The sequence below is a fragment of the Rhodococcus koreensis genome (assembly GCF_017068375.1).
Taxonomy (GTDB): domain Bacteria; phylum Actinomycetota; class Actinomycetes; order Mycobacteriales; family Mycobacteriaceae; genus Rhodococcus_F; species Rhodococcus_F koreensis.
The window spans coordinates 4,718,420-4,741,548 of sequence record NZ_CP070609.1 but is presented as its reverse complement, the minus strand read 5'-3'; the positions used below and the strand labels follow the sequence as shown (position 1 = coordinate 4,741,548).

22 protein-coding genes are annotated in these 23,129 nt (G+C 68.6%); 8 read left to right on the top strand and 14 right to left on the bottom strand.

Features of this window, described 5'->3' with window-relative positions:
- Positions 1 to 9: 9 nt before the first annotated feature.
- The 3 genes from JWS14_RS21710 to JWS14_RS21700 are packed head-to-tail and all read right to left on the bottom strand — an operon-like array spanning position 10 to position 3,931.
- Positions 10 to 1,584 carry an acyl-CoA synthetase gene (locus JWS14_RS21710; protein ID WP_206014333.1) on the bottom strand — a complete coding sequence of 525 codons (1,575 nt, stop codon included), beginning with the start codon at positions 1,582 to 1,584 and terminating at the stop codon, positions 10 to 12.
- A complete protein-coding gene (locus JWS14_RS21705) occupies positions 1,581 to 2,810 on the bottom strand; it encodes an acyl-CoA dehydrogenase family protein (RefSeq protein ID WP_072949208.1) in 1,230 nt (409 codons plus the stop codon). Before JWS14_RS21705 ends, JWS14_RS21710 begins: the two co-directional genes overlap by 4 nt.
- A gap of 35 nt (positions 2,811 to 2,845) precedes the next feature.
- A complete protein-coding gene (locus JWS14_RS21700) occupies positions 2,846 to 3,931 on the bottom strand; it encodes a phosphotransferase family protein (RefSeq protein ID WP_206014332.1) in 1,086 nt (361 codons plus the stop codon).
- 216 nt (positions 3,932 to 4,147) lie between these two features.
- On the opposite strand from JWS14_RS21700, the gene JWS14_RS21695 reads away from it, so the two are divergent.
- Both JWS14_RS21695 and JWS14_RS21690 read left to right on the top strand, forming a co-directional pair.
- Positions 4,148 to 5,461 carry an MFS transporter gene (locus JWS14_RS21695; RefSeq protein ID WP_206014331.1) on the top strand — a complete coding sequence of 438 codons (1,314 nt, stop codon included), beginning with the start codon at positions 4,148 to 4,150 and terminating at the stop codon, positions 5,459 to 5,461.
- A 48-nt stretch (positions 5,462 to 5,509) separates the two neighbouring features.
- On the top strand, positions 5,510 to 7,054 hold the full coding sequence (locus JWS14_RS21690; protein WP_206014330.1) for an acyl-CoA synthetase: 1,545 nt from the start codon (positions 5,510 to 5,512) through the stop codon (positions 7,052 to 7,054).
- A 4-nt stretch (positions 7,055 to 7,058) separates the two neighbouring features.
- Here the strand turns inward: JWS14_RS21690 and JWS14_RS21685 are convergent, their stop codons facing one another.
- From JWS14_RS21685 to JWS14_RS21670, 4 genes are all read right to left on the bottom strand, one after another.
- Positions 7,059 to 8,306 (bottom strand): MFS transporter, encoded by a 1,248-nt coding sequence (locus JWS14_RS21685; RefSeq protein WP_241031435.1) that lies wholly within the window; start codon positions 8,304 to 8,306, stop codon positions 7,059 to 7,061.
- Positions 8,307 to 8,517: 211 nt separating this feature from the next.
- Complete coding sequence (locus JWS14_RS21680; protein WP_087561913.1) at positions 8,518 to 8,880, bottom strand: PH domain-containing protein; 363 nt, start codon at positions 8,878 to 8,880, stop codon at positions 8,518 to 8,520.
- Positions 8,877 to 9,878: a YihY/virulence factor BrkB family protein gene (locus tag JWS14_RS21675; RefSeq protein WP_206014329.1), complete on the bottom strand. Its 1,002-nt coding sequence runs from the start codon at positions 9,876 to 9,878 to the stop codon at positions 8,877 to 8,879. The genes JWS14_RS21680 and JWS14_RS21675 overlap by 4 nt, the downstream gene beginning before the upstream one ends.
- Positions 9,879 to 9,882: 4 nt before the next feature.
- Complete coding sequence (locus JWS14_RS21670; protein ID WP_072949220.1) at positions 9,883 to 10,488, bottom strand: TetR/AcrR family transcriptional regulator; 606 nt, start codon at positions 10,486 to 10,488, stop codon at positions 9,883 to 9,885.
- 109 nt (positions 10,489 to 10,597) lie between these two features.
- Here JWS14_RS21670 and JWS14_RS21665 point away from each other — a divergent pair, with 109 nt between their 5' ends.
- The 3 genes from JWS14_RS21665 to JWS14_RS21655 are packed head-to-tail and all read left to right on the top strand — an operon-like array spanning position 10,598 to position 12,880.
- Positions 10,598 to 11,455, top strand: coding sequence for a crotonase/enoyl-CoA hydratase family protein (locus JWS14_RS21665; protein WP_095862774.1), 858 nt, complete (start codon positions 10,598 to 10,600; stop codon positions 11,453 to 11,455).
- Entirely contained in the window at positions 11,452 to 11,856 is a 405-nt protein-coding gene (locus JWS14_RS21660; RefSeq protein WP_206014328.1) for a nuclear transport factor 2 family protein, read from the top strand. Before JWS14_RS21665 ends, JWS14_RS21660 begins: the two co-directional genes overlap by 4 nt.
- Before the next feature lie 46 nt (positions 11,857 to 11,902).
- Positions 11,903 to 12,880, top strand: a complete 978-nt coding sequence (locus JWS14_RS21655) for an NAD(P)H-dependent flavin oxidoreductase (protein WP_072949258.1) — start codon at positions 11,903 to 11,905, stop codon at positions 12,878 to 12,880.
- 68 nt (positions 12,881 to 12,948) lie between these two features.
- Here JWS14_RS21655 and JWS14_RS21650 read toward each other — a convergent pair whose 3' ends face one another.
- The 6 genes from JWS14_RS21650 to JWS14_RS21625 all read right to left on the bottom strand — a co-directional run bounded on the left by JWS14_RS21650 (position 12,949) and on the right by JWS14_RS21625 (position 18,661).
- Positions 12,949 to 14,100, bottom strand: a complete 1,152-nt coding sequence (locus JWS14_RS21650) for an acyl-CoA dehydrogenase family protein (protein WP_206014327.1) — start codon at positions 14,098 to 14,100, stop codon at positions 12,949 to 12,951.
- 16 nt (positions 14,101 to 14,116) lie between these two features.
- A complete protein-coding gene (locus JWS14_RS21645) occupies positions 14,117 to 15,100 on the bottom strand; it encodes an NAD(P)H-dependent flavin oxidoreductase (protein WP_072949225.1) in 984 nt (327 codons plus the stop codon).
- A 24-nt stretch (positions 15,101 to 15,124) separates the two neighbouring features.
- Positions 15,125 to 15,766, bottom strand: a complete 642-nt coding sequence (locus tag JWS14_RS21640) for a TetR/AcrR family transcriptional regulator (RefSeq protein ID WP_095862770.1) — start codon at positions 15,764 to 15,766, stop codon at positions 15,125 to 15,127.
- A gap of 10 nt (positions 15,767 to 15,776) precedes the next feature.
- Positions 15,777 to 16,538, bottom strand: a complete 762-nt coding sequence (locus tag JWS14_RS21635) for a 3-hydroxyacyl-CoA dehydrogenase (RefSeq protein ID WP_072949228.1) — start codon at positions 16,536 to 16,538, stop codon at positions 15,777 to 15,779.
- Between the two features lie 39 nt (positions 16,539 to 16,577).
- The gene (locus JWS14_RS21630) at positions 16,578 to 17,771 is read right to left on the bottom strand and encodes a thiolase family protein (protein WP_206014326.1); all 1,194 of its coding nucleotides are present in this window, start codon (positions 17,769 to 17,771) and stop codon (positions 16,578 to 16,580) included.
- Positions 17,772 to 17,860: 89 nt separating this feature from the next.
- On the bottom strand, positions 17,861 to 18,661 hold the full coding sequence (locus JWS14_RS21625; protein WP_206014325.1) for a crotonase/enoyl-CoA hydratase family protein: 801 nt from the start codon (positions 18,659 to 18,661) through the stop codon (positions 17,861 to 17,863).
- A 148-nt stretch (positions 18,662 to 18,809) separates the two neighbouring features.
- Here JWS14_RS21625 and JWS14_RS21620 point away from each other — a divergent pair, with 148 nt between their 5' ends.
- From JWS14_RS21620 to JWS14_RS21610, 3 genes are read left to right on the top strand one after another with little or no spacing between them, the layout of a single operon-like run.
- On the top strand, positions 18,810 to 19,781 hold the full coding sequence (locus JWS14_RS21620; RefSeq protein WP_206014324.1) for an NADPH:quinone oxidoreductase family protein: 972 nt from the start codon (positions 18,810 to 18,812) through the stop codon (positions 19,779 to 19,781).
- A 12-nt stretch (positions 19,782 to 19,793) separates the two neighbouring features.
- Positions 19,794 to 20,576, top strand: a complete 783-nt coding sequence (locus JWS14_RS21615; protein WP_206014323.1) for an enoyl-CoA hydratase — start codon at positions 19,794 to 19,796, stop codon at positions 20,574 to 20,576.
- Positions 20,577 to 20,586: 10 nt separating this feature from the next.
- Positions 20,587 to 22,164, top strand: coding sequence for a long-chain-fatty-acid--CoA ligase (locus JWS14_RS21610; protein WP_241031434.1), 1,578 nt, complete (start codon positions 20,587 to 20,589; stop codon positions 22,162 to 22,164).
- Here JWS14_RS21610 and JWS14_RS21605 read toward each other — a convergent pair.
- Complete coding sequence (locus JWS14_RS21605; RefSeq protein ID WP_206014322.1) at positions 22,161 to 23,108, bottom strand: alpha/beta hydrolase; 948 nt, start codon at positions 23,106 to 23,108, stop codon at positions 22,161 to 22,163. The genes JWS14_RS21610 and JWS14_RS21605 overlap by 4 nt on opposite strands.
- Between the last annotated feature and the right edge of the window lie 21 nt (positions 23,109 to 23,129).

The window sequence follows — 23,129 nt, the reverse complement described above, 5'->3', positions numbered from 1 at the left end:
GTCTCCTGCTCAGTCTTGGGCAATGGAACCGAAAGTGTCTCGGAGGACGCGTTTGAGGATCTTGCCGCTCGGGTTCTTCGGTAGGGAGTCGGCGACGATCACGTATTTGGGCACTTTGTAGCCGGCGAGCCGGGCGCGGCAGTGCTCGACGACGTCTTTCTCGTCGAGTTCGACGCCGGCGGACGGAACCACGACGGCGGCGACCGCTTCGATCCACCGGGGGTGCGGCACCGCGAACACGGCGGCCTCACCGACGCCGTCGAGTTCGTACAGCGTTTCCTCGACCTCGCGGGTGGCGACGTTCTCGCCGCCGGTCTTGATCATGTCCTTCTTGCGGTCGACCACCCAGAGGTATCCGTCCTCGTCGAGGTAGCCGAGGTCGCCGGAGTGAAACCAGCCGCCCGCGAACGCTTCCGCGGTCTTCTCGGGTTGCCCGAGATAGCCGACGGTGGCGTGCGGGCTGCGGTGCACGATCTCGCCGACCTCGCCCGCGGGGAGCGGCAGGTTGCGGTCGTCCACGATCCGCGTCTCCACGTTGAGAGCGGGCTTCCCCGCCGAACCGCCGCGTGTCTCTTGATCTTCCGGCCCGAGAGCCGTCGCGAGCGACGCCATCTCCGTCTGCCCGTAGAAGTTCCACAACCGGATGCCCGGCAATCGGCGGTTCATCTCCCGCAGGATCTCCAGCGGCAGCGGCGACGCCCCGTAGTAGCCCTTGCGCAGCGACCGCAGGTCGGTGTGCTCGAAGTCGGGCGACTGCAGCAGCGAGATCCACACCGTCGGCGGGCAGAACAGGTTGGTCACCCGCTCGGTCTCGATGGTGCGCAGCAGCACCCGGGGGTCGGGTCCGTCGACGATGATGCTCGTCGCGCCGAGATAGATGTCGGTGCTGAGGAAGTTGTCGAGCTGGGCACAGTGGTACAGCGGCAGTGCGTGCACCTCCACGTCGTCGCTGCTCATACCGCCGGTGACGATGCAACTGATGTACTGCCACATCAGGGACCGGCTGGTGAGCATCGCGCCTTTCGGCCGTGATTCGGTGCCCGACGTGTACATGATGCGGACCACGTCGTCGTCCGGCACGAACACCTCGGGTGGCGAGGCGAATTCGCCGTCCGTCCAACCGGCCATCGAGACCCACCCGTCCGGAACCCCCGCCCCGGCCAGCGGGATCGCCGCCCGCACCCGGACGCTTCCCTTCGACTCCGTGAGCGCCGTCTCGGCGACGGGCACCAGCGCGTCCTCGACGACGAACGCGTCGGCGGCGCAGTCGTCGAGGATGTACCCGATCTCCCCGCCGGTGAGCATGAAGTTGATCGGGACGAGGACCACCCCGAGCCGGGCGGTCGCGAAGTTCAGCACCGGGTACTGCCAGCAGTTGTGCGACAGCAACGCCAGCCGGTCGCCCCGCGTCAGCCCCTCGGCGTGCAGGGCCGCCGCGACCCGGTCGATCACGGCGTCGAATTCGGCGAACGTGAGCCGGACGTCGCGGTGCACCACGGCGAGCTTGTGCGGGAAACGCGCCGCGGAACGACGTGGAATGTCGCCGATGCTCTGCTGCCGGGCGCGCGTCCTGTCCTCGGTCACCCGCGGACTTCTTTCAGGACCGGGGTGGCGGCGAACTCGGCGCGGGCGAGCGAGCGGCGGTGCACCTGGTCGGGGCCGTCGGCGATCTGCAGGAACCGGGCCTGCGCGTACAGGACCGGCAGGATCGTGTCCTGCGACAGGCCGGCGCCACCGAAGATCTGCATCGCGTCGTCGACGATCCGCTTGACGGTCAGCGGGACCATCACCTTGGCGGCGGCGATGTCGTGGCGGGCCGCCTTGGTGCCCTCGACGTCCATCCGCCAGGCGGCCCGCAGCACCAGCAGCCGGGCGGCGTCGAGGTGGATCCGGGCGTCCGCGACGGTCGCCTGCACGACGCCCTCGTCCGCGAGGGGCTTGCCGAACGCGACGCGGGTGCGGGCGCGTTCGGTCATCAGCGCGATGGCCCGTTCGGCCATCCCGATCAGTCGCATGCAGTGGTGGATGCGCCCCGGACCGAGCCGGGCCTGCGCGACGGCGAAGCCCTTGCCGCGCGGACCGAGGAGGTTCGCCTTGGGGACGCGGACCTTGTCGAAGACGACCTCGCCGTGGCCGCCTTCGTGGCGGTCGGCGAAACCGAGCACGGTGGTGGACCGGACGATGGTCAGGCCCGGCGTGTCCATCGGGACGAGAACGATGCTGTGCCGGTTGCCGATCGGGGCGCCGGGGTCGGTGACGCCCATGACCATCGCCACCCGGCAGTCGTCGCGCAGCGCCGCGGTGGACCACCACTTGCGTCCGGTCAGCACCCAGCTGTCGCCGTCGTCGGCGATCTCGAGGCGGACGTTGTTGGCGTCCGAGCTCGCGACGTCCGGTTCGGTCATCGAGAAGCACGAGCGGAATTCGCCGTCGAGCAGCGGGGCGAGCCATTGCTGCTTCTGCTCGTCGGTGCCGTAGAGGTGCAGCAGTTCCATGTTGCCGGTGTCCGGCGGGTTGCAGTTGACCGCCTCGGGGGCGATCAGCGGGCTCCAGCCGGTGAGTTCGGCGAGCGGCGCGTACTCGAGGTTGGTCAGGCCCGCGCCCTCGCGGGCGGGGAGGAAGAGGTTCCACAGGCCCTCGCGTTTGGCGGCGGCCTTCAGGTCGGCCACGATCGGCGGCGCACCCCAGTGGTCCGGTTTGGACGCGAGCTGTTCCTCGGCGATCGCCTCGGCGGGCAGCACCCGCTCCTGCATGAACTTCGTCAGCTTCGCCTGCAGTTCCACGACTTTCGGGCTGTACTCGAATTCCACTTCCGTGGCTCCAATCTGTTTCGGTGGTGCCGCGGTCAGCGGCGAAGCTCGGACACAGGCGACGCCGCGGCGAGGTCGAGCGCCCGCTGCAGCAGCGGGCCGACCATGTCGCCGACGTCGTCGAAACCCCCACCGACGGTGTCGCCCTGTGCGTGCCGGGCGTTGATGCCCTCGAGGATGACGGCGATCTTGAAGTCGGCGAACACCGTGTACCAGTCGATGTCGGGGATCTCGATGCCGCGCTGTGTGGCGTAGCGGTCGAGAAGTTCGGCGCGGGTGGGGAATCCGTCGAGTCGGGCGAGGCCCTTGGTCACCGGGTTGTCGACCGCTCCGGGCTGGTCCCAGAAGCTCAGCATGATCCCGACGTCGGCGAGGGTGTCGCCGAGGGTGGCCATCTCCCAGTCCAGGACGGCGACGATCTTCCCGGCGTCGCCGCGGGACGCGAGCACGTTGTCGAGTTTGACGTCGCCGTGGACGATGCCCGGGAAGTGTGAGGTGGGCAGCGCGCGGCGCAGCTTGTCGAGCAGTACGGCCACCTCGGGGCGATCGGCGGCGCGCGAGGCCTCCCATTGCCGGGACCAGCGGTCGAGTTGGCGTTCCAGGTAGCCGTCGGGGCGTCCGAACGAGCCGAGCCCGACCGCGTCCGGGTCGACGTCGTGGAGTGCGGCCAGGGTGTCGGCCAGATCCAGTCCGAGCCGGCGGCGCTCGCCGGGGGTGAGTGCGGACGCCTGCTCGACCGTCCCGACGGGCATGCCGTCCACCAGTTCCATGAGGTAGAACGACGCGCCGAGCACGTCCGCGTCCTCGCACAGCAGCACCGCTTCGGGCACCGGGACGGCGGTTCCGGCCAGCCCCCGGATCACGGTGAACTCGCGTTTCATGTCGTGGGCGCTCGGCAGGACGTGCCCGTACGGAGGCCGCCGCAGGACCCACGTCCGGTCGGCGTCGGCGACCCGATAGGTGGGGTTCGATCGGCCGCCGCTGATGAGCGAGACAGCGAGGTCGCCGCTCACGCCGCCGTCGAGCGCGCCGTCGAGGTAGTGGGCGAGGGCGGTGAGATCGACGCCTGCCGAATCCTCCCGGTCCTCGTGGGTGTCCGCTTCGGCGTGGGACGTCGTCATCCGCTGCGTCCTTTCAAGTCCTTCGATCCTCAGCCAAACGCTCGTTCGGCCAGTGCCCATCATCAGCCGAACGGGCGTCGGAAGTCAATATCCCTATATTCTGCAGTTAATAGCTGAGATTCCCGAAAATCGAAGAACTTGCCAAGCGATCGTTCAGTTGGCATGATCTCCCGGAAGTGATGCACGTCTCATCCGCCTCGAAAGGTCAGGACACCCATGACGGACCAGTTGACCGGGACTGCTGCCACCACCGAGTGGCGAGCCGAAGACCGCATCCGAGCGCGCCGCGCCGCGATCGCAGGCGGCGTGGGCACCCTCATCGAGTACTACGACTTCAGCCTGTACGGCTACCTCGCGATCGTGATGGCGCCGCTGTTCTTCCCCAGCAGCGACCCTGCCACCGCGCTGCTGTCGGCACTCGCCGTGTTCGGCACCGCCTACCTCATGCGTCCGCTCGGCGGCATCGTGTTCGGGCACATCGGCGACCGGTTCGGGCGGAAGAAGGCCCTCCTCGCGACGCTCGTCTGCATGGGCCTCGGCAGCATGGCGATGGGATTCCTGCCCACCCACGCGCAGGCGGGGATCTGGGCCACGGTGCTGCTCGTTCTCGTGCGGATGGTCCAGGGATTCTCGGCCGGCGGCGAGGTCGGCGGCTCGGCCACGTTCATCTCCGAATCGGCGCCGCGGCATCTCAAGGCCACCTACGGCGCGTTCACCCCGCTCGGCTCCACGATGGGGTTCGCGATGGCCGCTGCGGTCGCGGGCACGGTGTCGGCGTTCACCACCGACGTGCAACTCGAGAGCTGGGGATGGCGGGTCCCGTTCCTGCTCGCGCTGCCGCTGACGCTGCTCTGCCTGTGGGCCCGCACCCGGGTCGAGGAAACCCACGGCGAGGACGCCGATTCCGGGCCGGCCCAGGCGCCCGTCGTCGCCGTCTTCCGGCGTCAGCCGCTCGCCCTCCTGCAGTCGGTCGGAATCAGTGTGGCGTGCAACGGAACCGCATACATCGGCCTCACCTACATGAGCATCCATCTGATGAAGAGCCTCGGCTACGAACGCACCCCGGTCTACTGGATCGCGACCGCCGTCATCGGCGTCGTCGCACTCGCGATGCCGCTCGGCGGCATGCTCGCCGACCGCATCGGACGGTTGCGGTTCACCGTGATCAGCTTCGCCGGATTCGCGATCGTCACCTACCCCGCCATGGCCGTCATGCACCACAGCCTGTGGATCGCCGCGATCGCCTATCTGCTGATCATGGTCAACACCGTCGGAGCCCAGGTCGGCTCGTACACGCTCATGCCGCTGCTGTTCGACAAGGACGTCCGCTTCACCGGTGTCGCGATGGGCTGGAACCTCGGTGTCGTCATCGCCGGTGGCACTGCCCCGTTCGTCGCCGTCTGGCTCGTGGAGAAGACCGGAAACATCCTCTCCCCCGCCGTCTTCGTGATCGTGGCGGCGGTGATCGGACTGATCTCGGTGGCCGGCGTGGCACGCCGGTCCAAGGTCGCGCAGGAGCAGCTCGGCTGACGCCGAGGCGGATTCACCACTCGAGATCCACCACGAATTGGAGTAACCATGTATCCCGGCGCTCATGCTGCCACCACACCCGACAAGCCGGCCGTGATCATGGCCGGCACCGGGCAGACGGTCACCTTCGCCGAACTCGAGTCCCGCTCGGTCCGCATCGCCCGCCACCTGCACGCCCTCGGCCTGCGCCGCGGGGATCACGTCGCGGTGCTGGCCACGAACACCCCCGCCATCTTCGACATCTACTGGGCCGCCATCCGTTCCGGGCTCTACCTCACCATGGTGAACTGGCATCTCACGCCACCGGAGATCGCGTACGTCGTCGACGATTGCGGTGCCAGGGCGCTGATCGTCGACGCAGCACTCGACGTGGTCGCCGGTGAACTTCCCGCCCTCACCCCCCGTGTCGAGCACCGACTGGCGTTCGGGGGAACGATTCCCGGCTACGCCTCCCTCGACGAGGCCGCGGCCGCGGAGTCCGACGTTCCGCTGCCCGACCAGCCGCGCGGGGCGGACATGCTGTACTCCTCCGGCACCACCGGCCGCCCGAAGGGCATCAAACCGGAGTTGCCCGCACGGCAGATCCAGGACCCGGGCGACACCATGACCGGGATGAACGCGACGGTGTGGGGAGTCACGCCCGACACTGTCTACCTGTCACCCGCCCCGCTGTACCACGCCGCGCCGCTCCGCACCTGCGCGTCGGTGCAGGCCCTCGGCGGCACCGTCGTCGTGATGGACCGCTTCGACGCCGAGAAGGCGCTCGCGTACATCGAGGAGTTCCGCGTCACCTACAGCCAGTGGGTGCCCACGATGTTCGTCCGCATGCTGAAACTGCCCGCGCCGACGCGGGAGAAGTACGACGTGTCCAGCCTGCGTGTCGCCGTGCACGCCGCCGCCCCGTGTCCGGTGGACGTGAAGCGGCAGATGATCGACTGGTGGGGTCCGATCCTGTCGGAGTACTACTCGTCCACCGAACTCAACGGCATGACCCTGGTGAACTCGGAGGAATGGCTGCACAGGCCCGGAACCGTCGGCCGCGCCGCCCTCGGCGTCGCCCACATCTGCGGCGACGACGGTGCCGACCTCGCACCGGGCGAGGTCGGCACCCTGTACTTCGAGCGGGACACCCTGCCGTTCGAATATCACAACGCCCCCGAGAAGACGCGCGACGCCCAGCACCCGCAGCACCCGACGTGGACCACCACCGGCGACGTCGGCTATCTCGACGAGGACGGGTATCTGTTCCTCACCGACCGGAAGTCGTTCATGATCATCTCCGGCGGCGTCAACATCTATCCGCAGGAGATCGAGAACACCCTCACCGAGCACCCGGCCGTCCTCGACGTCGCGGTGATCGGGATCCCGGACGAGGAGATGGGTGAATCGGTGCTGGCCGTCGTCCAGACCGTTCCGGGAGAGATCGGGGACGACGCGCTGGCCGGCGCACTCCTCGACCACGTGCGGGGACGGCTCGCCCGGTTCAAGGTCCCGCGGAACCTCGTCTTCAGCGACGATCTCCCCCGCACCCCCACGGGGAAGCTCGTCAAGGGCACGCTACGAGATCGCTATACCGCCGGGGTGCACGCCTGAACCGTCAGCCGGCGACCGGTTCCGGCCGGCGCCGGCGGTCGAGGAGGACGGCGATCGTGAGGACGATCAGTCCGGCGACGCCGAGCAGGGCGCCGACGGCGGCCGGGGCGGTGTAGCCGTATCCGGCGGCGATCACGACGCCACCGATCCACGCACCACCCGCATTGGCGAGGTTGAACGCGCTGTGGATCAGCGTCGACGCGAGCGTCTTGGCGTCACCCGCCGCGTCCATCAGCCGCGATTGGACGGCAGGGAAGATCGACGTCACCGCCATGCCGATGAAGAACAGCACGATCAGCGCCGTCACCGGGTTGTGTGCGGCGACGACGAACAGGGCGAGGACGCAGATCAGGGCGATCATGCACCCGAACAGGCCGGGGACCACCGCGTTGTCGGCGATGCGCCCACCCACGACGTTGCCGAGGATCATCCCCGAACCGAACAGCATCAACGCCACCGGCACCATCGAGTGCGGCAGCCCGGACACGTCGGTGAGCGTCGAACTGATGTACGTGTACACCGCGAACGAGCCACCGAACCCGACCGTCGCGAAAATCAGCGTCATCCACACCTGTCCCCGGCGCAGCGCCCCGAGTTCGGCCACCGGGTTGCTCACGTGCACCCCGGCCAGCGGCGGGACGAGACGCGCCAGTACCACCAGCGTCACGATTCCGATGAGCACCACGAACGCGAACGCCGACCGCCAGCCGAGGATCTGGCCGAAGAACGCCGTCGCGGGCACCCCGATCACGTTGGCGACGGACAGACCCATCATCACGGTCGCGACCGCCTTGGCACGCTTGCCCGGTTCCGCGAGGTGCGCGGCGACCAGCGCTGCGACGCCGAAGTACGCGCCGTGCGGCAACCCGGCGAGGAATCGGGCGGCGAGCAGCGTTTCGTATCCAGGGGCGAGCGCGGTCGCGAGATTGCCGATCACGAACGTGCCCATCAACGCGATGAGCAGCGTGCGCCGCTCCACGCGGGCGGCCAGTGCCGCGATGACGGGCGCCCCGACGACGACACCGAGCGCGTACGCGGACACGAAGTGCCCGGCCACCGGCTCCGACACCCCCGTCGCGGAAGCCATCGCCGGCAACAGGCCCATGGACGCGAATTCCGTTGTGCCGATACCGAACCCGCCGAGCGCAAGCGCGAGCATCGCGCCCCGCCGACTCGGTGACGGAATCCGCGGACGCAGAGACGGACGAGCGGTGACCGCAGGTTCGGTGAGGTGAACTGCAGGCGGCGTCATGGCAGCAAGACTCCCGTCGGGCTGATCGTAGGATCGGCGAGCACGTCCAGTGGACTCGCCTGAGGATGAACCGGGCCGAGATGGTGGCAATCCGGCTCGTACCAGTATGGGTGAGGCCGCAAGCGAATTAACAATCCGCGCGGGCGTGATTCCACTCACCGGGCCCGCAGGTGAGACGTGGGCCCGGCACACCGGACCGGAGCGATCTACGTCACGTGATGTGCTGCAGGATCACCGTGTGCACGTGGTGCGCCTTGTCCATGCCGCGGAAGTCGGCCTCGTACGTGGTCTGGGCGACGTCGACGGCGATGCTGCTGGACGAGAAGAACTGGCCGGCCCACGACTTGTTGCTGAGGAACGACACGGACCGGATGTTCTTGTACGGGATCGACGTGATCGCGGTGCGCTTGCCGACGAAGCTCTTGTCCTGGATCACGACGCGCAGGTTCGTGATCGCGAGGAAGCCGGTGCCCGCGCCGATGCAGTCGTACACGGCGATGATCGTCTCGCCGGGCAGAATCCCCTGCTGGACCTGCTTCAGCTGTTCCGACTTGTCGAAGATCGGATCGGTCACGGCTCCTCCTTCGACGTCGGTGCGGACTCGTCCATCGTCCCAGAAAGTTCGTCGAAGGTGACGTGGATTCCCTGACGCGGGACCGCGCGTTGCGCCTTCGCCTGGTCGGTGAACGTCCGCTTGTCGCCGACCGCGAGTTCCGCCTTGTCGGTGAACGGCACGAGCAGCGCCCGCGGATGCAGCCTGTCCACGCGGACGACGTTGATCTCCACGCACACCACGACGGCCGCGGCGGCGAGGAAGAGGAACGCCAGCAGGCCCAGCACGACGGCGAACACCCCGTTCGTCACGGACGCGGTGCTCACCACCTTGCTCACGTAGTACGCACCGAACGACTGCAGCACCTGCCACAGCACGGCCGCCGCCACGGCGCCGGGGGCCACGTCGGCGACGCACAGCGGGCGGGCGGTGGCGAGCCGGAACGCGAGGATGAAGATCACCGAGTTGATCGCGATCGCGGCGAGCGTCAGCAGCACCGTGAACGAACCGGACAGGTGCGTCGCGGCACCGACCCCGGCGACCGCGGCCGTCCCCAGGATTGCGAGCCCGATCGTGCCGAGCAGCAGCAGACCCCGCAGCCGGCCGCGGATCGGGTCGGGGCGCATGTTGCGCGGAACCGACCAGGCCGTGTTCATGGCGTTCTGGCAGGCCAGCGCCACGCCGAGGCCGCCGTAGAGGGCTCCGACCAGTCCGATCACCAGGCCGGTCACTCCGCCGCCGATCCGGTGCGGGTCGGCCAGGTCGGCTCCGATGACGGGGAACTGGCTGAGCGCCGAGTCGATGATGTCCTGCTGCAGTTCGGGATGCCCCGACAGCACGAATCCGAGCACCGTGGACAGCAGCAGCAGGAGGGGAAACAGCGAGATGAACCCGTAGTAGGCGATCAACGCCGCGAGGTACACGCCCTGATCGTCGAGGAATTTGTACGCGACGGCGATCGGGAAACCCATCGCCGGATATCGCTGCTGGAGAGCGTCGAGTCTTCGGGCGAATTTCATGCGATCAGACGGCCGGTTTCACCATCGCGAGGGCGAGGTCGGCGTAGCGCTCGGCGAGTTCTTCGGGTTTCAGGGGACCGTCGGCGTGCCACCACGTGCACACCGACTGCCCCATGTTGATGATGCCGCGAACCGCGTCCCGCGGGTATTCGGTCGCGAAATCGCCCTCCTCGACACCACGCTCGATGACGTCGCGGAAGAGGTGCTCCTGTTCGTCGCGGAGGGCCACGACGAGTCGGCGGCCCGGGTCGTCGAGGCTGCGGATCTCGGTGGCACCGACCATCGCGTCCCGCTGCCGGGTGGTGTGGAACATGACCCACGCCCGCATCAGCGCCTGCAACTGGTCGGCGGGGGCGCCGCCCGAACGCAGCAGCGCGCCGCGGGTCATCGCGATGGCGTCGTGCAGTGCGCGCACCATGATGTCCTGCAGGATCTCCTGCTTCGACGCGAAGTGGTGGTAGATCGACGCGACGGTGATGTCGGCGCCGCGCGCGATGTCGCGCATGGACGTGCCGTGATAGCCGCGTTCGTTCATGTTGGCGACCGCGGAATCGAGGATCACCTGCCGCCCGGTACCCGTGCTCGTAGCGGCCACCTTTGCAGCGCACATCCCTGGTACTCCGTCCCCGCTCCGATCGTCACACGACCACACCAGAGTAGTGGGTCCCGTCACAGATTCCGCTCTAGCGATCGTTCGGTAGCGATGTCATGCTGGTGCGATGGATCACATCGGACTCGACGTCGCCGACGGCATCGCGACGATCACCCTGAACCGGCCCGACCAGCTCAACGCATTCACCACCACGATGGAGAACGAGCTGATCGCCGCATACGACCAGCTCGACGCGGACGACACGGTCCGGGCGATCGTGCTCACCGGAGCCGGACGAGCGTTCTGCGCGGGCGCCGACCTGTCGGCGGGTGCCGCCACGTTCGACCACTGGCAGGACGAGGACGAGGGCGCCGACGCCCGCCGCGACGGCGGCGGCCGGGTGGTGCTCCGGATGTTCGAATCCCGCAAGCCGATCATCGCCGCGATCAACGGTCCCGCCGTGGGCGTGGGCATCACGATGACCCTCGCCGCCGACTTCCGTCTCGCCGCCGACGACGCCCGCATCGGATTCGTCTTCAACCGCCGCGGCATCGTCCCCGAATCCTGCTCGACGTGGTTCCTCCCGCGCCTCGTCCCGCTGCAGACGGCCCTCGACTGGGTGTACTCCGGCCGGGTGTTCCCCGCCACGGAGGCCCACGACGCCGGCCTCGTGTACAAGCTGTACCCGCGCGAGTCCCTGCTCGACGAGGCCTACGCGCTGGCCCGGAGCCTCACCGAGCACTCCGCCCCGGTGTCCGTGGCGCTGTCCCGCCAGATGATGTGGCGGGCGCTCGGCGCCGAGCATCCGATGATCGCGCACCGCGTCGAAACCCGCGGCATCAACATCCGCGGCATCGGGCCGGACGCACGGGAGGGCATCTCCGCGTTCCTCGAGAAGCGGCCCGCCGTGTTCCCCGACAGCGTCCGCGACGACCTGCCGGACGTGTTCGGCGAAGACCTTCCGACCCCGGCGTTCCGCGGATGACCGCCGCACAGCCGGCCCGGCCCGGCGTCGTCGACCGCTGGCACCACGTCGTCGAACACCGCGACCTCGCCGCCCTCGACGCCCTGGTCGCGGACGACGCCGTGTTCTCCTCCCCCGCGGTATTCACTCCACAGGAAGGGAAGCCGAAGGTCCTGGCCTACCTCGGCGCCGCCCTGACCGTCTTCGACGGCACCGGCTTCCGGTACGTCGAGGAGTGGTACGGCGATCGTTCCGCGGTCCTGGAATTCGCCACCGAACTCGACGGCATCCACGTCAACGGCATCGACCTGATCCACTGGAACGACCGTGCCCAGATCACGTCGTTCAAGGTGATGGTCCGGCCCGTGAAGGGCCTGCAGGCGCTCATCCCACGGATGGCCGCCCAGCTGTCCCAGTCGTAAAACCCTGCACCACCGCATCACTCATCACTGCATGAAGGAGAAATTCATGAGCCTGCCCCCCATCCTGCAAGACCGGCTCCGCCTGCCCGTGGTGGCGTCGCCGATGTTCATCGTCTCGGGTCCCGACCTGGTGATCGCCCAATCCACCTCCGGCGTCGTCGGGTCCTTCCCCTCCCTCAACGCCCGCCCGCAGCCCGTGCTGCGCGAATGGCTCACCCGCATCACCGAGGAACTCGCCAAGCACGACGCCAACAACCCCGAGACGCCCTCGGCCCCGTACGCGGTCAACCTCATCGTCCACAAGAGCAACGACCGCCTCGACGAAGACCTCGCCACCATCGTCGAATTCGAGGTCCCGATCGTCATCACCTCCCTCGGCGCCCGCGCCGACGTCAACGACGCCATCCACAGTTACGGCGGCATCGTCCTCCACGACGTCATCAACAACAAGTTCGCGAAGAAGGCCGTGGAGAAGGGTGCCGACGGCCTCATCGCCGTCGCCGCCGGCGCGGGCGGACATGCGGGCACCCTGTCGCCGTTCGCGCTGATCCAGGAGATCCGCGAATGGTTCGACGGACCGCTCCTGCTGTCGGGCTCCATCGCCCACGGCCGCTCGGTCCTCGCCGCGCAGGCTGCCGGCGCCGACCTCGCCTACGTCGGCTCCGCGTTCATCGCCACCGAAGAGGCCAACGCCGATCAGGGCTACAAGCAGATGATCGTCGACTCCACCGCCTCCGACATCGTCTACTCCAACCTGTTCACCGGCGTGCACGGCAACTACCTGCGCGGCAGCATCGAGGCCGCCGGACTCGACCCGAACAATCTCGCCGTCTCCGACCCGTCCGCCATGAACTTCGGCGTCGGTGAGGACGCGGACACCGCCGCGAAGTCCGAAGCCAAGCCCTGGCGCGACATCTGGGGAGCCGGGCAGGGCATCGGCGCCGTCGACGCCGTAGTCCCGGCGGCGCAGATCGTCGAACGCCTCAGCCGTGAGTACGCCGACGCGAAGGCCCGCCTGGGATAGGCGCTTCGCGCCCGTGCGCGGTTAAGGAGTCCAGAGACTCGTCAACCACGCACGGGCGGCGGAGCCGCCTACCCGGCCGCGATGTCGCGGCCGATGATTTCCTTCATGATCTCGGTGGTTCCGCCGTAGATCGTCTGGATCCGGCTGTCGACGTACGCGCGGCCGATGGGGTACTCCATCATGTAGCCGTAGCCGCCGTGCAACTGGACGCAGCGGTCGACGACGCGCTTCTGCAGTTCACTGGCCCACCACTTGCCCTTCGACGCGTCGACGGCGGTGAGTTCGTCTGCGTTCAAGGCGAGGACGCAACGGTCGATGTGCGATTCGGTCACCTCGATCTCGGTGAGCATCTCGGCCAGCGCGAACCGGGTGTTCTGCAGATCGCCGATCGGCTTGCCGAACGCCTTGCGCTCGAACACGTAGTCCCGGGTCCACCGGTAGGCGGCCTTGGCGGCCGCGATTGCGTTGACTGCGATCGAAATACGTTCGAGGGGCAGGTTTTCCATGAGGTGGACGAAGCCACGACCTTCGGCGCCGAGCAGGTTCGCCGCGGGCACCCGCACGTCCTCGAACACGAGCTCGGCGGTGTCCTGACCGGCCAGTCCGACCTTGTGCAGCTTGCGGCCCCGGCTGAAGCCGGGCATGCCCCGCTCCACGACCAGGAGCGAGAAACCCCTGGAGCCGGCGTTGGGGTCGGTGCGCGCGACGACGATGACGACATCGGAGTGAATACCGTTGGTGATAAACGTCTTCTGGCCGTTGATCACCCAGTCGTCGCCGTCCCGCACCGCGGTGGTCTTGATGCCCTGCAGATCGCTTCCGGTGCCCGGCTCGGTCATCGCGATCGCACCGATCAGTTCGCCCGCGGCCATGCCGGGCAGCCACCGCTGCTTCTGCTCGTGCGTGCCGAGATTCGCGATGTACGGGATGGCGATGTCGTCCTGGAGCGCCAGCCCCGAACCGAACGACGTCGTCGCGGTGCGGGCGATCTCCTCGGCGACGACGTACCGGAATCGGAAGTCGGTGACACCGGAGCCGCCGAACTCCTCCGGCACGGCGAGTCCGACGATCCCCGACTTTCCGGCGGCCAGCCACGCCGAGCGGTCGATCAGCCGGTCGGCTTCCCACTGTTCGTAGTTCGGTTCGATCTCGCGGGCGAGGAACTCGCGCACCGTCTCCCGGTACGCCTCGTGATCCTGCTCGAAGATGGTGCGCTGCATGACTTCTCTCCTACGATCAGGCGCTGACAGGAACCGACAGGCCGGCGAGGCGTTCCGCGATCAGGGCTTCCGCCTCGTCGACGATGCGTTCGACGAGTTCACCGGCGGTCGGGATGTCGTGGATGATGCCCTGGACGGTGCCTGCGGTCCAGATGCCCGCCTCGGGGTCGCCGTTCTCGAACACGGTGCGCCCGCGGGCACCGGCGACGAGTTCCCGGACGTCCTCGAATTTTCCTCCGCGGTCGAGGATCTCGACGACCTCCCGGCTGACGGTGTTGCTCGCGACGCGGGCGGTGTTCCGCAGCGGACGGAAGATCAACTCGGTGTCGGTCTCCTTGGCGGCGACAATCGCTTCCTTGATGTTCTGGTGGATCGGCGATTCGGCGGTGCACATGAAGCGGGTGCCCATGTTGATCCCGTCGGCGCCGAGCGCGAGGGCCGCGACCAGCCCACGCCCGTCGGCGAATCCGCCCGACGCGACCATCGGGATGGTGATCTGTTCGGCGGCGGCCGCGATGAGCACGAGCCCGGGGATGTCGTCCTCGCCGGGGTGGCCGGCGCATTCGAAGCCGTCGATGCTGATGCCGTCGACACCGCTGTCCTGGGCCTTGATCGCGTGCCGCACGCTGGTGCACTTGTGCAGGACCTTCACGCCGGCGGCGTGGAAGTCGGGGAGGTGCGGCGCGGGGTTGGAGCCGGCCGTCTCGACGATCTTGATGCCGGACTCGATGATGACCTGCCGGTACTCCTCGTACGGCGGCGGCGTGATCGCCGGCAGGATCGTCAGGTTCACGCCGAAGGGCTGGTCGGTGAGTTCGCGGGTGCGGGCGATCTCCTTGGCGAGGTCCTCCGGGGTCGGCTGGGTCAGTGCGGTCAGCAGACCCAGCGCGCCGGCGTTGGCGACGGCGGCGACGAGGTCGGCGCGACCGACCCACTGCATGCCGCCCTGCACGATCGGGTGGCGGACGCCGAAGGTCTTGGTGAATGCGGTGGAGAGCATGGCACGGCTCCTCTGGGGAAACGGTCAGTGAGCGGGTAGATACCCGACGGTGTGGAGAGCGATGTCGACGTAGCGGCCGGCGACCTGCTCGGGAGTCAGTGCTCCGCCGAGCTGATACCACCGCGGAATCGACTGGAACATCCCGAGGAGAGCGCGCACGGTCTCGGGGACGTCGCCGCTGTGGAACACGTCGCGGGCGACGCCGTCGGCGACGAGGTCGACCATCATCAGTTCGAGCCGCTTGCGGGTCGCGGCGTAGCGACTGCGGCTGTCGGCGGAGACGTGCCGCAGCTCGGTGTCGAGGGAGACGTGCCGCACCCGGTACGTCATGTACAGGACGATGGCCTCGACGACGTTGGCGAATTGCGCCAGCACGTCGTCGCCGGCCTCGCGGGCGGCTGCCTCGGCGCGTTCGTTCAGTTCGCGCATCTGCAGTTCGAACAGGGCCACGAGAACGGCTTCCTTGCTCTCGTGGTGGTAGTACAGGGCGGGGACGGTCACCCCGACACGACGGGCGATCTGCCGCACCGTCGTGCCGTGGTAACCGTTCTCGTTGAACAGATCCAGTGCCTGCTCGAGGATGGGCGTCATCGTCAGGGCCTCGAAGGTCCGCCAGTCGGCATACACCGTCTCGGTGGTGGCAGGCCCGTCCTCGCGCAGAGTCACAGGTCGCCGATCAGCGCGGTGCCATGCGGATGGCGCCGTCGAGACGGATGGTCTCACCGTTGAGCATCGGGTTCGACACGATGTGCGCGGCGAGGGCGCCGTACTCCGACGGGTCGCCGAGACGCGAGGGGTGCGGCACCTGGCCACCGAGCGACTGCTGCGCAGCCTCCGGCAGGGATCCGAGCAGCGGCGTCTTGAACAGGCCGGGAGCGATCGTGTTGACGCGGATCAGCAGCGAGGCGAGGTCGCGGGCGATCGGCAGCGTCATGCCGACGACGCCGCCCTTGGACGCGGAGTACGCGGCCTGACCGATCTGGCCCTCGTATGCGGCGACGGAGGCGGTGTTGATGATGACGCCGCGCTCGCCCTCGATCGGCTCGTTCTTCGAGATGCGCTCGGCGGCAAGGCGGATCACGTTGAACGTGCCGATCAGGTTGACGGTGACGATCTTGGTGAAGTCGGCGAGCGGGAACGCGCCGTTCTTGCTCACGGTCTTGATGGCGTTGCCGATGCCGGCGCAGTTCACGGCGACACGCAGCGGTCCGAGCGACTCCGCGACGTCGAGTGCGGCGGACACGTCGGCCTCGCTGGTGACGTCGCCTGCGGCGAAACGCACGCGGTCGCCGAGTTCCTTGGCGACGGTCTCACCGTCGGAGGAGGGCAGGTCGATGATGACGACGCTGGCGCCGTCTGCGAGCAGGGCCTTGGTGGTGGCGAGGCCGAGGCCGGAGGCACCGCCGGTGACGAGTGCGACGCTGTCGTTGACGATCATGTCTTACCTTTCGGAAGCAGGGTTTTCGGGGGGTGTGGGTCAGATGCGTTCGATGATGGTGGCGTTGGCCATGCCCGCGCCCTCGCACATGGTCTGCAGGCCGTAGCGTCCGCCGGTGGCCTCGAGGTTGTTGACCAGGGTGCTCAGCAGGCGGGTGCCCGACGATCCGAGCGCGTGCCCGAGCGCGATGGCGCCGCCCCACGGGTTGAGCTTGGCCGGGTCGGCCCCGAACTCGTGCGCCCACGCCAGCGGCACCGGCGCGAACGCCTCGTTGACCTCGTAGGCGTCGATGTCGTCGATGCTCAGCCCCGACTTGGCGAGGATCTTCTTCGTCGCCGGGATCGGCGCGGTGAGCATGAAGACCGGGTCGTCACCGGCGACGGCGAACGAGTGGAACCGTGCCCGCGGGGTCAGACCCAGCTTCGACGCCATCTCCTCGCTCATGATCAGTGCCGCGGACGCACCGTCGGTCAGCGGCGACGAGTTTCCCGGGGTGATGTGCCACTGCGCCTCGGGGAACCGGGCCGCGTACTTCTCCGAGTAGAACGACGACTTCAGCCCGGACAGTCCCTCGGCGGTAGTCGTGGCGCGCACCGTCTCGTCGACGGTGTGCGTCACCGTCTCACCGGCGGCGTTGGTCACGTCGATCGGGATGATCTCCTTGGCGAACAACCCCTTCGACGCGGCGTCGGCGGCGCGCTGGTGCGACTGCGCGGAGAACGTGTCGAGGGTGTCGCGGTCGAACTTCCACTTGGCGGCGATCAGTTCCGCGGAAATACCCTGGTTGACAAGGCCTTCGGGGTAGCGGGCGGCGATGCCCGGACCGGACGCGTCCTGCCCGATGGTGGTCGTACCCATCGGAACACGCGACATCGACTCGACACCCGCGGCGATCACGATGTCGTAGGCGCCGGCGATCACGCCCTGCGCCGCGAAGTGCGCCGCCTGCTGGCTGGAGCCGCACTGGCGGTCGACGGTGGTCGCCGGAACCGAATCCGGGAACCCGGCCGACAGCACCGCGGTCCGGGTGATGTTGAGGGCCTGCTCGCCGGCCTGGCCGACACAGCCGCCGATGACGTCGTCGACCAGCACGGGGTCGATGCCGTTCCGTTCGACGATGGTGCGCAGCACGTGCGCGAGCAGTTCCACCGGGTGCGTACCCGACAGCGCACCGCCGGGTTTGCCCTTGCCGGAGGCGAGGCGGACTACGTCCACGATGACAGCGTTGGTCATGATGTTCCCTTTCGAGGAGGAGAAAGTGTGTGCGGCTGCGCCACCCGTGAGTACTTGTTAACCGCCCGCGGTTAACAAGTACTCACGGGTCAGCGGCCCTGCCAGACCGGTTGCCGCTTCTCGGCGAATGCCGTCGGCCCTTCCTTGGCGTCCGCGCTGGTGAAGATGGTGGCGATGGCGGCGGTGTTCGCCTCCCATGCCCGGTCGCCCCAGTCGGGCTCGGTTGCGGTGCGGTGGATCATGGCCTTCGATTCACGCACCGACAGGGGTGCGTTGGCGGCGATCTGCTCGGCGAGTTCGAGCGCGACGTCGAGGGCGGTGCCCGCCGGGGCGACCCGGTTGACGAGGCCCAGTTCCTTGCCCTGCGCCGCGGTGATCGGTTCGCCGGTCAGCGCGATCTCCAGCGCGACCTTCTTGGGGATCTGCTGCTGCAGGCGGATCACGCCGCCCGCGGCGGCGAACAGTCCTCGCTTGACCTCGGGAAGCCCGAGTTTCGCTTCCTCGTCCACGACCGCGAGGTCGCTGGCCAGCACCAGTTCGGTGCCGCCGCCGAGGGCGAAGCCGTTGACCGCGGCGATGGTCGGCTTGCTGATCCAGTGCTGCGCGTATCCGGCGAAGCCCCATTCGGGGTGCCCCTCCGCAGCGATGTTTCCACCGGTGGAGAGTGCCTTGAGGTCGGCGCCGGCGCAGAACGCGCGGCCGGACCCGGTCACCACGACCACCCGTACGTCGGGGTCGTTCTCGGCCTGCTCGAGCAGATTGCCCACGGCGGTCGACAGCGCGCCGTTCACCGCATTGAGCGCCTTGGGGCGGTTCAACGTGATGATGCCGATGCCTCCGCGCCGCTCCCACAGTGCGGCTGCCTCCACCGTCTCGGTCTGTTCTGGCACGTCTCATCCTCCGACTCGGCCTGATTACTGATCGCTCGTTAAAGTTAGTACCACGCCGCCGAGCACACGGTCAATGGCCGACTTTATCTAGCGCCCGTTCAGTAGCGTCTGGTATGGATAGTCAGGGACCGACGGAGGAGATCACCACGTGTATGCCCAGCAACTGACCAGCGCTTCCGGCCCCGCCGGAGTACAGCTCGCCGAGATCGACGAACCCGACGGAACCGGACGCGTCGTCGTCGATCTGCACGCCGCCGGCGTCGCCTTTCCCGACCTGCTGCAGACCACCGGCAGCTATCAGATCGTCCGCGACATGCCCTTCGTGCTGGGACTCGAGGGCGCGGGCGTCGTCCGCAGCGCCCCCGCAGACAGCGGCATCCGGGCAGGACAACGGGTGGCCGTGCTCGCGACGGACGGGGCGTGGCAGCAGACCGTCGCGGTGGAACCCGACTCGGTGTTCCCGCTCCCCGACTCGGTGTCGCTCGAGGCGGGCGCCGGATTCCTGCTGAACTACCTCACCGTGCACTTCGCCCTCGACGAGCGTGCCCGCTACCGCGCAGGCGAGACCGTTCTGGTGCACGGCGCCGCCGGCGGTGTCGGGGTGGCCGCGCTGCAGGTCGCGGCCGCGCTGGGACTCGAGACAATAGCCGTGGTCAGCACGGAGGAGAAGGCCGGCATCGCGAAGGCCAACCGCGCCGACCACGTCGTCTTCGTGGACGGGTGGAAGGACCGGGTCCGCGACCTCACCGACGGCCGCGGCGTCGACATCATCCTCGACCCGGTGGGCGGCGACCGTTTCACCGACAGTCTGCGCAGCCTCGCGCCCAACGGGCGGCTCGTGGTCCTCGGTTTCACCGGCGGCGAGATCCCCACCGTCAAGGTCAATCGGCTTCTGCTGCGTAACATCTCGGTTCTCGGCGCGGGATGGGGCGAGTACGTGCGCACCCATCCCGGTTACACGGGCCGGCAGTGGGCGGCCCTGAGCCCTCTCCTCGAATCCGGCGCGCTCCGGATCACCGAACCCACCGTCTACTCGTTCGAACACGCCGGCGACGCACTGCGGACACTCGAAACCCGTTCCGCCACCGGCAAAATCGCCCTCTCCGTCCGCCCTTCCTGACTAAGGATCCTCATGACCTCCGACATTCCCGGCGTGCACACGACCGTCGACAACGGCGTCCTCCGCGTCACCCTCGACCGCCCGTCCCGCATGAACGCCGTCACCACCGAGTCCCTCGACGCCATCGCCGACGCCTTCGACAAGCACGCCGGTGACGCGGAGGCGCGGGTCGCGATCCTCACCGGCGCCGGCCGCGCCTTCTGCACGGGTGCCGACCTGGGTGGCCTCGACATCTCCGGGCCACCGTCGTCCGCGACGATCGACGCCGCGAACCGCGCGGCGGCCGCGATCCGCGCGTTCCCGCGGCCCGTGATCGGTGCGGTCAACGGTCCCGCGGCGGGTGTCGGGGTCTCGCTCGCCCTGGCCTGCGACCTCACGATCGCCACCGAGTCCAGCTATTTCCTGCTCGCCTTCACGAAGGTCGGTCTGATGCCCGACGGCGGCGCCACCGCGTTGGTCGCCGCGTCGATCGGTCGCGCCCGCGCCCTGAAGATGGCACTCCTGGCCGAACGACTGCCCGCGCGTGAGGCTCTCGCGGCCGGGTTGATCGCCGATGTATACCCCGACGACGAGTTCGCCGCGACCGTCGACGCCCTCGCGCGACGTCTCGCCGACGGACCGTCGGAGGCCTTCCACTTCACCAAGGACGCCGTCAACGACGCGACGCTCATCGAACTCGACAACGCATTCGCCCGCGAGCGTTCGGGCCAGATCGACCTTCTCGCCGCCGCCGATTTCCAGGAGGGCGTCGCAGCGTTCCTGGAAAAGCGTCCCGCTGTGTTCGGCCGGGCCTGAGGACATCACCATGACAGCGGACGTCACCGTGACAGCGTCGTCGCACGCGCAGCCGTTCGCCTCGCGGCGGACGCACTGGGCCAATCATGTTGCCCGGCATGCTTTCGCGAATCCCGATGCGGTGGCGCTCCGGTTCCGGGGCGCCTCGACCACCTGGCGTGAACTCGACGACCGCAGCGCGCGGACCGCGGCGGTACTCGCCGCCCGCGGTGTCGCTCGCGGCGACCGCGTCGTGCTGCTGCTCACCAACCGCCCCGAGTTCCTCGAGGTGATGCTCGCCGCGACCCGCCTGGGCGCGATCGCCGTCCCCGTCAATTTCCGGCTGAGTCCCGGCGAGGTGAAGTTCATCGTCGCAGACAGCGACGCCGCCGTCGTGGTCGTCGAGGATTCACTCACCGATCTCGCCGGCGAGGTCGACGGCGCCGTGCCGGTGCTCGTGGTCGGCGACGCCCCCGACGACGTCTCGCTCGAGAAGCAGTTGGGCGCCGCCGATCCCGACTTTCCGATCGCGGACGTACCGGAGGACTCGCCTGCCGCCATCATGTACACGTCCGGCACCACCGGGCGCCCGAAGGGCGCGGTGCTGTCGCACCTGAATCTGCAGGCGCAGGCACTGACCCTCATCCGGGGATGGCGACTGTTCGACACCGAGTCCGAGGTCAACCTGGTCTCGTCGCCGCTGTTCCACATCGCCGCCCTCGGCAGCGTCGGGCCGTTCCTGCTGATCGGCGCGACCGTCGTGATCCATCCGACCGGTGCGTTCGACGCGACCGAACTACTCGACGCGCTCGAGCGCGAGCGGGTGACCAGTGTGTTCATGGTGCCCACCCAGTGGCAGGCCATCCTCGACGACGCCGGCCCCGAGGGCCGGGATCTGGCCCTGCGGGTGCTGGGATGGGGCGCCGCGCCTGCCACCCCGACACTCCTCGACCGGCTGAACGCCGCATTCCCCGACGCCGCGATCGTGGCCTTCTTCGGGCAGACCGAGATGTCGCCGGTGACGTGCATGCTCGACGGCAAGGATGCCGTGCGCAAGATCGGCTCGGTCGGGAAGCCCATCGACACGGTCGCGATGCGCGTGGTCGACGAGACGATGAACGACGTGCCGCAGGGCGAGATCGGTGAGATCGTCTACCGCGGACCGGGACTCATGGAGGGATACTGGCGCAACCCCGAGGCCACCGCGGACGCGTTCGACGGCGGCTGGTTCCACTCCGGCGATCTGGTGCGCGTGGATTCCGAGGGATTCGTGTATGTGGTGGACCGCAAGAAGGACATGATCATCTCGGGCGGGGAGAACATCTACTGCGCCGAGGTCGAGAATGCCCTCGCCGCTCACCCGGACATTCTCGACGTCGCGGTGATCGGGCGGGCCGACGAGCGGTGGGGCGAGGTTCCCGTCGCGGTCGTGGTCCCGCGGGCCGGGGCCGCGCCGGGGGTCGACGCCCTCGCGGACTGGCTCGACGGCCGGGTCGCCCGGTACAAGCGGCCCAGGTTCGTCGAGGTCCTCCCCCAATTGCCCCGCAATGCCAGCGGCAAGGTCGTCAAAGGCGTTCTGCGCGAACAGTTCGGCGCCGTGAGCAGTTAGCCGGCCGGCGGCAGGAGGTGGCGGACCAGGAAGTCGGTCTCGTCCGCGACCACCCGCTCGAACAGTGCATCGAAGTACGGGTCGAAGTGCCCGCCCGGGTACACGTGCACCTCGGCGTCGGGGGTCCTGGCCGCGGCTTTCTGCGCACTGCGGGTGAACGTGACGACGTCGTTGTCTGCGATGGCGAAGAAGACGGGGCAGGCGATCTTCGCGACGGTCCTCGTCGGCCGGTACAGCGCCGCCTGCAACGCCACCCGGCCCGGGGTTTCGTTGCGCCACGTCGAACCGGGCGGATCCATCGCGTGATACCCCGCCTCCGCGTCGGGTGACGTCATGGCCGCGAACGAGCCCGGCGGTCCGACGACGGGGAACATGTGCGGCGGACGGTGTCGCAGTTGGGCGTACCGGTCGCGCAGGTAGGCGACCGCCATGCGGCCGAGCCCGGCCGGCCCGAGTCGCGGGAGGTTGGTCAGTCCGTCGACGTACGGAACCTGCGACACGACCGCGGCCACGCGACGGTCCCGCGCTGCCGTGGTCAGGACGAGTCCGCCGGACAGTGACGTCCCCCAGAGCGCAACCCGGCCGGGGTCGATGTCCGGGCGGGTGCACACGTACGCGACGGCGCTGTCCCAGTCGTCGAGCTGGCTGCCGATGTCGAGCAGTTGCCGGGGTTCTCCCTCGCTGGCACCGAAGTGGCGGTAGTCGAACACCAGCGCCGCGATTCCCGCGGCCGCGAACCGTGCCGCGAAGGCGTCGAGTCGCTGCTCGCGCACTCCGCTCCAGCCGTGCGCGAGCACCACACAGGGTGCCGGCGTGAGTGTTTCGGCTCGGCGACGGTACAGCCAGGCGGCGCAGCGCTGCCCTCGCGAGGTGAACGAGACGTCCTCGCGGCGGACGTCAGGGCACGACCGACCAGCTTCGACGGGTGTCGGCCGAGGATTCATGGAGGCGCCTCCGAGAGGTGT

Coding starts and splice junctions, on each gene's coding strand:
- JWS14_RS21700 (WP_206014332.1), bottom strand. CDS start 3,931: ATGACGACGTCCCACGCCGAAGCGGACACCCACGAGGACCGGGAGGAT.
- JWS14_RS21695 (WP_206014331.1), top strand. CDS start 4,148: ATGACGGACCAGTTGACCGGGACTGCTGCCACCACCGAGTGGCGAGCC.
- JWS14_RS21690 (WP_206014330.1), top strand. CDS start 5,510: ATGTATCCCGGCGCTCATGCTGCCACCACACCCGACAAGCCGGCCGTG.
- JWS14_RS21685 (WP_241031435.1), bottom strand. CDS start 8,306: ATGACGCCGCCTGCAGTTCACCTCACCGAACCTGCGGTCACCGCTCGT.
- JWS14_RS21675 (WP_206014329.1), bottom strand. CDS start 9,878: ATGAAATTCGCCCGAAGACTCGACGCTCTCCAGCAGCGATATCCGGCG.
- JWS14_RS21670 (WP_072949220.1), bottom strand. CDS start 10,488: ATGTGCGCTGCAAAGGTGGCCGCTACGAGCACGGGTACCGGGCGGCAG.
- JWS14_RS21665 (WP_095862774.1), top strand. CDS start 10,598: ATGGATCACATCGGACTCGACGTCGCCGACGGCATCGCGACGATCACC.
- JWS14_RS21660 (WP_206014328.1), top strand. CDS start 11,452: ATGACCGCCGCACAGCCGGCCCGGCCCGGCGTCGTCGACCGCTGGCAC.
- JWS14_RS21655 (WP_072949258.1), top strand. CDS start 11,903: ATGAGCCTGCCCCCCATCCTGCAAGACCGGCTCCGCCTGCCCGTGGTG.
- JWS14_RS21650 (WP_206014327.1), bottom strand. CDS start 14,100: ATGCAGCGCACCATCTTCGAGCAGGATCACGAGGCGTACCGGGAGACG.
- JWS14_RS21645 (WP_072949225.1), bottom strand. CDS start 15,100: ATGCTCTCCACCGCATTCACCAAGACCTTCGGCGTCCGCCACCCGATC.
- JWS14_RS21635 (WP_072949228.1), bottom strand. CDS start 16,538: ATGATCGTCAACGACAGCGTCGCACTCGTCACCGGCGGTGCCTCCGGC.
- JWS14_RS21630 (WP_206014326.1), bottom strand. CDS start 17,771: ATGACCAACGCTGTCATCGTGGACGTAGTCCGCCTCGCCTCCGGCAAG.
- JWS14_RS21615 (WP_206014323.1), top strand. CDS start 19,794: ATGACCTCCGACATTCCCGGCGTGCACACGACCGTCGACAACGGCGTC.
- JWS14_RS21610 (WP_241031434.1), top strand. CDS start 20,587: ATGACAGCGGACGTCACCGTGACAGCGTCGTCGCACGCGCAGCCGTTC.
- JWS14_RS21605 (WP_206014322.1), bottom strand. CDS start 23,108: ATGAATCCTCGGCCGACACCCGTCGAAGCTGGTCGGTCGTGCCCTGAC.